Source organism: Sphingomonas sp. Leaf25, assembly GCF_001421635.1.
Lineage (GTDB): Bacteria > Pseudomonadota > Alphaproteobacteria > Sphingomonadales > Sphingomonadaceae > Sphingomonas.
The window spans coordinates 155,070-162,910 of the sequence record NZ_LMKU01000012.1; the positions used below are offsets into that span (position 1 = coordinate 155,070).

Genomic DNA, 7,841 nt, shown 5'->3' on the forward strand with positions numbered 1-7,841 from the left:
TGCGCGGCCCTAGGGTCGCGCGATGGGTGGGGGGAAAACCGCGGGCATGGGTCATGATGCGGCGCACGAGCGCGCGCTGTTCATATTGTCGTTCCGGCAGCGCGACGAGCTGACCGCGATCCTGTCACGCGCCGGTTGGCGGATCGTGGCCGCCCGGCGCGCGGACGGCATTCGCCAGCGGGTGGCGGCGAGCGGGACGGCGATCGCGATCGTCGATGCGCGCGGCGCGATCGACGACGGCATCGCCGCCACCGCCGAACTGGCGCAGGTGGCCGGGCACGGCGATGCGGTGCTGGTGCTGGTCGCCAAGGGCGATGTCGACCGGCTGGGCGCGCTGTACGAGGCGGGGGCGACCCATTTCCTCATCAGTCCCGTGACCGAGGAAATGCTGGTGCAGGGCGTGCGCTTTGCCGAGCGGCACGTCCACCGGATGGGCGGCGGGTGGCATGATCCGCTGGCCGGTGGCGGCGCGCCGCTCGGCTGGCGGCTCGATAGCGTGCGGGGCAGCGTGCAGTTGACCCCGGCGCTGGCAGAGGCGACCGGCTTCGGCGAGACGGCGACGCCGCGCGGGCTGTTGCGGCAATTGGGGCAGGACGGGCGGCGGACCGCGCTGGCGGCGATCCGGCGGCTGGGCACGGCATCGCCCGCCACCGCCTTCGCCCACGACCTGCCGGGGCTGGGGCGGGTGGTGCAGCATGTCGCGCGCGATCCGCACAGCCAGCGGCTGCACGCGCTGGTCGAGCCGCTGGCACGGGTCGGCGATATTGGCGCGGTGGTGCGCGAGGCGCTGGGGTCGGTGCGCGATCTGGCGGGGACGCTGCGCTGGATCGACCGGCGGATTGAGGCGGGCGAGGTGCCCGGCATCCGCGTGATCGCGATCGGCGGGATCGATCCGGTCAACCGGCGGCAAGGGCGCAGCGTTGGCGACACGCTGTTGCGCGCGGTGGAGCGGCGGATCGAGCGGGCGGTACGCGATGCCGGGCTGGTCCGGGCCGCCGTCGCCCGGCTGGGCGGCACCGAATTCGCGGTGCTGCTGCCGCATGGCGCCGATCAGGATTTGCAGGCGGCGCTGGAGCGCGCGGTGGCGCGGCCGTTCGTGGCGGGCGACGACATGGTCGCGCTGACGCTGCGCCAGGCATGCGACACGGTGCAGCCGGGCGAGGACGGCGCGGCGCTCGTGCGCCGGGTGCAGGCGCTGTTGCCCGGCGCCAGGGCGGGCGACGGCGACCGGCCGGTCGCGGTGCTGGATGCGCAGCGGCTGGCGGCGGATATTGCGCGGGCGATCGAGACGCGCGAGATCGCGATCCTGTTTCAACCGCAGGTGAAGCTGACCAGCGGTCGGATCATCGGGGTCGAGGCGCTGGCGCGCTGGCGGCACGGGCGCGAGGGCGAACTGGGTCCCGAGCTGTTGTTCGACGCGGCGGCACGCGCGGGCCTTGCCGGGCGGCTATCGGCGCATGTCCAGCGCGAGGCGATGCGGATCGCCGCCGGCTGGCCCGGGGCGCTCGGCCACCTGCGGCTGTCGATCAACGTGACCGCCGAGGATGTGGCGCAGGCGGATTTCGCCGACACGCTGCTGGCGCGCGCCGATGCCAGCGGGTTTCCGCGCGAACGGCTGACCGTGGAGGTGACCGAGAGCGGGCTGATCGCCGAACTGGGCGAGGCGGCGGGGCTGCTCGCGGCGCTGCGCGCGGCGGGGTGCCGGGTGGCGATCGACGATTTCGGCACGGGCTATTCGAGCCTCGCCTATCTGAAGGCGCTGCCGCTCGACTATCTCAAGATCGACAAGAAACTGGCGCAGGACATCGTCGGGTCGCCGCGCGACCGGGTGGTGGTGCGCGGCGTGATCGACATGGCGCGTTCGCTGGGGCTGACGGTGGTCGCCGAAGGCGTCGAAACCGAGGCGCAGCGCGACGCGCTCGCGGCGGAGGGGTGCCAATTGTATCAGGGATTTTTGTGCGCGGAACCGCTGGAAGTAAGCGCGTTGGTGGCGTTGGTTGGTTAGGGTGCTGATATTGCTGCAGTATCGAAGGTTGCACCGGTGCGTTTCCCGGGCGTTTCGCGCAACCATCGTGTGACCTTGGTGCAACCGTCGCGTCCTTCGGGAGCGGCAGCGCCGACGGGCCGGATATGGATGCGGTTTTCAAAGAACGACGCGATACCAAGGCGGGATCGACATCCAACGATCCGGGAGGCTTCCTCACTCCCGATCCGTCGTCGCCCCTGACCTGTTCCGGGGTGACGGGTTCGGCAACGGCATTGCTGCATGTCGATCCGCCCCGAACGATGCGCGGGCTGCAGGACCGCCGCTTCGACCGGGTCGGGCACGACCGGTCTTGGCTTGCCAGCCGGGGACTCTAAGAATGGCGGCATGGGACGATGGTCAGCCGGCAGGGAAAAGGCGCGGAACGGAACGGGCCGGCTGTTCCTGCAGGATCGGCGGATCGCGTGGAACGTGATCCGCGCGACGTTCGCCAATTGGCACGACCGTGCGATCGCCGCCTTCCTGCTGCTGGCGGCACTCGCGATCGCGCAGGCGTGGTTCGCCGAGCGTCCCCTGATCGTCGCGACATGGGTGGCGCTCGCGGTCGGTGCCCTGTCCGGTGTCGGGGCGGAACGGCTGGTCGCGGCGCGCCTTGCGCTTCACGCCAGCGACGGGTTGCTGGCGGCCGATGCGCTCGATGCCGTGCAACGCCGGCGCTATCGTGTCGCGTGGCATGGTATCGGACTGGGGGTGTTCGTCGCGGTGATGCTGGTCGCGCGGGCCTCGCTGTCGCCCCTCGGCGGCGTCGGCTATATCGCTGGCGTGCTGGTTGCCGGGGCGGCGGGCAGCCTGACGATGCCGGAACGGGTCGCCGGCATGTCGCGGCCGGGATGGACGGTTCGAGCATGGTCGCACCGTCCGGCCGCCGGGGGCGTCGCCGCTGCGATCCTGCTGCTGTCGCTGCTGGCGGCACGCACGCTGGGGATCGAGGCGCGGATGGTGATCGTCGGCGCCGAAGTGCTGCTCTTCTCGCTGTTGCTGGCCGCGATCGACGATGCCGTCGTCCGCTTCATGACTTTCGCCGGGTACGGCGTGTGGCGCATCGTCGCGCGTCATGCGCGAGGGTTGGCCGGCTTGTTTGCGGTCGCGCTGCCGGGGTGTTGGGCGATGGTCGGGCCGGTCGCCGCCGGGATCGGCGCTGCCATCGGCGTCGCGGTCCTGTTGCTGGTGACGCTGCGCATTCTGGCATACCGGTTGCACGCAAGGCGGTTTGCCGATGTCCTCGTCTCATTGCTCGCAGGGTTGCTGCTGGCCGTCGCCTATTCGCTGCCGGTCGCGCTGCCGGTGATCGTGGTCGCGATGCTGTGGCAGTTGCATCGCCGGGGACGCGCCCAGATGTGGCTGCTGGCATGATTGCCGCCGTCGACCTCGTCGGTGTCGCGGTGGAGCGCGGCGGGCAGCGCGTCGTGCAGGGCATCGACCTGACGATCGCGCGTGGATCGTGGTTCGGTGTCATCGGTGCCAATGGATCGGGTAAGACCAGCCTGCTCCGAGCGCTGGCGGGCAGGCTGGCCTTCGCGGGCGGATCGTGCCGGGTCGATGGGGAGGAACTGGTGGAGAACCGGGTCGCACGGGCGACGCGCTTCGGGTTCGCTCCGCCGGCCGACAAGCTGCCCGACGCGCTGCGGACGCGCGATATTCTCGATCTGGTCGGCGGCGGTCGTGAGGATGTACGGCGTCGGCTGGGGGGCTTGTACGACGTGCTGGGGCTGGCCGCGCTGATCGACCGCTGGGTCGGCGATTGTTCGGCGGGGATGCGGCAGCGGATCGCGATCGCCGCGGCGTTCGCGGGTGGTCAGGCCCATGTGATCCTCGACGAGCCGTTCAACTGGCTCGACCCCGTGGCCGTTTTCGATCTGCGCACGGCGCTGCGCGGGCGGGTGGGGGCGGGGCTGACGCTCATCACCGCGCTGCATGACCTGCACACGCTGGCGACCGCCTGTGACGCCGGGGTGATGCTGGCGGATGGCAAGGTCGCGCTTGCGCTCGACGGGCACGGGCTGCGCGCAGCGGCGCTGGACCCGCTGGCGTTCGAGCGGCGGACGATCGACCGGCTGCGATCCGCGTCGGGCGGATAGCAGGCCGGGAGAATCACGTTACGTCGATCGTCCGGGCGAGCGCACTGCCGCCTCGTGCCAGTCGGACTCGGCCGGGAGCGCCTCCGACGGGGCGTGGCGGCGGATCAGGGTGCGGATGGCTTCGTTGATCGGTTGCCATTCGGGATTGTCGAGATTGGTGGTCCACGTCCGGCTCTGCCCGCCGGCGATGCGTTCGAGCGCGGCAGGGGTGCCGTCGACGTCCATGCCGTTGTCGCGGGTAAGCTTGGGCAGGAGGCTGTCGACCAGCAGGAAGAAGGCGCGCTCTTCCTGCCGAGGTACGTTGAAGCGGTAGCGTTCGCGCGGACGGCCGCCGTCCCTGGGGGTCACGACCAGCACCGCCTTGGCCGGGGCGCCGAGCGCATGAACCGCGATCTGGAACGCATAGGCGTGGTCGGACAAGCTCGGCTGGGCGACGAAGCGCAGCCCGTCGAGCGGCGCGGGGGCGAGCGTGTGGGCGAGGCGCGCCTGGCCTTTACGCAGCGGATCGCGGGTCGGGTTGTCGATCGGCGCGGTCCTGTAGGCGGTCGACGCCTTGGCGTCGCGCGCCTCGCGCGGATCGTTGACGAGGAGATAGGCCGCCAGCGTCAGGCCGACGAGGATCGCCAGCGGCACGATGATGCCGAGCAGCTTTCTCATGATGCCGCCTTCGCCAGCCCGCGCGAAATCTGGAGCGCGGCGTTGAGGCGCGCCTGCGGATCGGCGAAGCTGCGGCTGACGACCAGCTTCATGTCGGGACGCAGCTTGGCGGTCCCGTTGAGCTTGTCGACATAGGCGAGCAGCCCGTCGACATTGGGGAATTTATCCTCGTGGAAGCTGACGATCGCGCCTTTCGCGCCGACGTCGATCTTGGCGATGCAGGCTTTCTTGGCGTTTAGTTTCGCCTCGATCAATTGCAGCAGATTAGCGGTCGCCAGCGGCAGCTTGCCGAACCGGTCGATCAGTTCGGCGGCGAAGGCATCGATCCCGGCGCGATCCTCGACATCGGTCAGGCGGCGATAGAGGCCCATGCGCAGGTCGAGGTCGGGGACATAGTTCTCGGGGATCAGGATCGGCGCGTCGATGGTGATCGTCGGCGAATAGTCCTTGGGCGCGTCGTCGCGTAAGCCCCCGGCCTTGGCGTCGAGGATCGCCTCTTCCAGCATCGACTGGTAGAGTTCGAAGCCGACCTCCTTGATATGCCCCGACTGTTCATCGCCGAGCATGTTGCCGGCACCCCGAATGTCGAGGTCGTGGGAAGCGAGCTGGAACCCCGCGCCCAGCGATTCGAGGTCGGAGAGGACCTTCAGGCGCTTTTCCGCCGCTTCGCTGACGAGGCGTTCGGGCGGCGTCGTCATATACGCATAGGCGCGGGTCTTCGACCGGCCGACGCGGCCGCGCAACTGATAGAGTTGCGCCAGGCCGAACTTGTCGGCGCGGTTGATGATGAGCGTGTTGGCCGAGGGGATGTCGAGGCCGCTCTCGACGATGGTGGTTGAGACGAGCAGGTCGTAGCGCTTGTCGTAGAACGCCGACATGCGTTCCTCGACCTCGGTCGGGGCCATCTGGCCGTGGGCGACGACATAGCGGATCTCGGGGATTTCCTCCGACAGGAACTTCTCGATCTCGGGCAGGTCGGCGATGCGCGGGGTGACGAAATAGGCCTGGCCGCCGCGATAATGTTCGCGCAGCAGCGCCTCGCGCAGCACCACCGGGTCCCATGGCATGATGTAGGTGCGCACCGCGAGGCGATCGACCGGCGGGGTCTGGATCACCGAGAGTTCGCGCAGGCCGGACATCGCCATCTGCAATGTGCGCGGAATGGGGGTGGCGGTCAGCGTCAGGACATGGACGTCGGCCTTCATCGCCTTCAGCCGTTCCTTGTGGGTCACGCCGAAGCGCTGTTCCTCATCGACGATGACGAGGCCGAGGCGCTTGAAATCCACCTGTTTCGACAGCACGGCATGGGTGCCGACGACCACGTCGATCGTTCCGGCGGCGAGGCCCTCGCGCACCTTCTTCGCCTCGGTCGCGGTGACGAGGCGGCTGAGGCGGCCGATCTCCATCGGGAAGCCTTCGAAGCGCGCCTTGAAATTGTTGTAGTGCTGGCGGGCGAGCAGCGTGGTCGGGCAGACGATCGCGACCTGCATGCCGGCCATCGCCGCGACGAAGGCGGCGCGCAGGGCCACTTCGGTCTTGCCGAAGCCGACGTCGCCGACGACGAGCCGGTCCATCGGCCGGCCCGCGCCCAGATCCTCGATCACGTCGGCGATGGCGCGTTCCTGATCCTCGGTTTCCTGATAGGGAAAGCGATCGACGAAGGCGGGATAGCCGCCGCTGTCGGGTTCGGCGATGTCGGCCGGGCGCATCGCGCGCTTGGCGGCGGTGGCGATCAGGTCGCCCGCGATCTCGCGGATGCGTTCCTTCATCCGCGCCTTGCGCCGCTGCCATGCCTCGCCGCCCAACCGGTCGAGCGATGCGCCTTCCTCGCCCGCGCCATAGCGGCTGAGGACTTCGAGATTCTCGACCGGCACGTAGAGCTTGTCGCCACCGGCATATTCGAGCGCGACGCAGTCGTGAGGAGCCTTGGCCACCGGCACCTGCGTCAGCCCGACATAGCGGCCGATGCCATGATCGGCATGAACGACGAGATCGCCGGGCGAGAGCGTCGCGAGTTCCTGCAGAAAGGCGTCGGTGTTCTTGCGACGCTTGGCACGGCGGACGAGGCGGTCGCCGAGCATGTCCTGTTCGGTCAGGACGGCCACGTCGGCACCGGTGAAACCGTGGTCGAGCGGCAGGACGACGAACGAGACGGTCGACTTCGCCCCGCCCAGCGCCTGTTGCCAGGTGTCGACGGTCGACACGCCGGTCAGGTCGTGATCGGCGAGCAGACCCATCAGCCGTTCGCGCGCGCCTTCGGAATAGCTGGCGAGGATCGGCTTGCGACCCTGTTTGCGAAGCGCCGCGATGTGATCGACGACGGCTTCGTAGATATTCGCCTGTTGCGTGCGTTCGGGGGTGAAGTCGCGCGGGGAGGCGACGTCGAAATCGACGACGGTGGCGCTTTCCGGTTCGTGGAACGGCGTGATCTGGTGCGCGGCGGCGTCCGACAGGCGGTCGGTCCATTCGTCGGCCGATAGGTAGAGCGCGTTGGGCAGCAGCGGGCGGTAGCTGCCGGGATCACTGGTCTGCGCGCGGACGCGGTTGGTGTGATAGTCGGCGATCGATTCGAAGCGGGCCTCGGCGGCGGCGGGAACGCCGGCGTCGCGCACGATCACCGCATCGGGCGAGAGATGGTCGAAGAAGGTTTCGAGTCGGTCCTCGAAGAACGGCAGCCAATGCTCCATGCCCGACAGGCGGCGGCCGTCGCTGATCGCCTGATAGATCGGGTCGCCGGTCGCGGTCGCGCCGAACTTCTCGCGGTAGCGGGTGCGGAACCGCTTGATCGATTCCTCGTCGAGCAGCGCTTCGGAGGCGGGGAGCAGGGTGAAGCCGTCGACGCGGCCGGTGGTGCGCTGATCCTCGGGGGCGAAGGTGCGAACCGTCTCGATCTCGTCGCCGAAGAAGTCGAGGCGCAGCCCCATCTCCGATCCCGAGGGCCAGAGATCGACGAGGCCACCGCGCACCGCGAATTCGCCCGCATCGTGAACGGTGTCGACGCGGTTGTAGCCATTGGCTTGCAGCAGCGCGGAGAGGCGGGGGAGCGAGATGCGCTCGCCGGG

General features: G+C 69.3%; 6 protein-coding genes. 4 read left to right on the plus strand and 2 right to left on the minus strand.

The window, feature by feature from the left end:
- The first annotated feature begins 22 nt into the window (after positions 1-22).
- From ASE78_RS05360 to ASE78_RS05375, 4 genes are all read left to right on the plus strand, one after another.
- Complete coding sequence (locus tag ASE78_RS05360; RefSeq protein ID WP_056494243.1) at positions 23-2,005, plus strand: bifunctional diguanylate cyclase/phosphodiesterase; 1,983 nt, start codon at positions 23-25, stop codon at positions 2,003-2,005.
- 125 nt (positions 2,006-2,130) lie between these two features.
- Positions 2,131-2,361, plus strand: a complete 231-nt coding sequence (locus ASE78_RS05365; RefSeq protein ID WP_056494246.1) for a hypothetical protein — start codon at positions 2,131-2,133, stop codon at positions 2,359-2,361.
- A gap of 10 nt (positions 2,362-2,371) precedes the next feature.
- The gene (locus ASE78_RS05370) at positions 2,372-3,397 is read left to right on the plus strand and encodes a hypothetical protein (protein WP_082467028.1); all 1,026 of its coding nucleotides are present in this window, start codon (positions 2,372-2,374) and stop codon (positions 3,395-3,397) included.
- Positions 3,394-4,122: an ATP-binding cassette domain-containing protein gene (locus ASE78_RS05375; RefSeq protein ID WP_056494249.1), complete on the plus strand. Its 729-nt coding sequence runs from the start codon at positions 3,394-3,396 to the stop codon at positions 4,120-4,122. Before ASE78_RS05370 ends, ASE78_RS05375 begins: the two co-directional genes overlap by 4 nt.
- A gap of 18 nt (positions 4,123-4,140) precedes the next feature.
- Here the strand turns inward: ASE78_RS05375 and ASE78_RS05380 are convergent, their stop codons facing one another.
- Positions 4,141-4,779: a hypothetical protein gene (locus ASE78_RS05380; protein ID WP_056494252.1), complete on the minus strand. Its 639-nt coding sequence runs from the start codon at positions 4,777-4,779 to the stop codon at positions 4,141-4,143.
- A partial coding sequence (mfd, locus tag ASE78_RS05385) for a transcription-repair coupling factor (RefSeq protein ID WP_235514884.1) occupies positions 4,776-7,841 on the minus strand: 3,066 nt, incomplete at its 5' end. The genes mfd and ASE78_RS05380, both read right to left, overlap by 4 nt.

Excerpts from the sequence above, each read along its gene's own strand:
- ASE78_RS05375 (WP_056494249.1), top strand. The coding sequence starts at position 3,394 with ATGATTGCCGCCGTCGACCTCGTCGGTGTCGCGGTGGAGCGCGGCGGG.
- ASE78_RS05360 (WP_056494243.1), top strand. The coding sequence starts at position 23 with ATGGGTGGGGGGAAAACCGCGGGCATGGGTCATGATGCGGCGCACGAG.
- ASE78_RS05365 (WP_056494246.1), top strand. The coding sequence starts at position 2,131 with ATGGATGCGGTTTTCAAAGAACGACGCGATACCAAGGCGGGATCGACA.
- ASE78_RS05380 (WP_056494252.1), bottom strand. The coding sequence starts at position 4,779 with ATGAGAAAGCTGCTCGGCATCATCGTGCCGCTGGCGATCCTCGTCGGC.
- ASE78_RS05370 (WP_082467028.1), top strand. The coding sequence starts at position 2,372 with ATGGGACGATGGTCAGCCGGCAGGGAAAAGGCGCGGAACGGAACGGGC.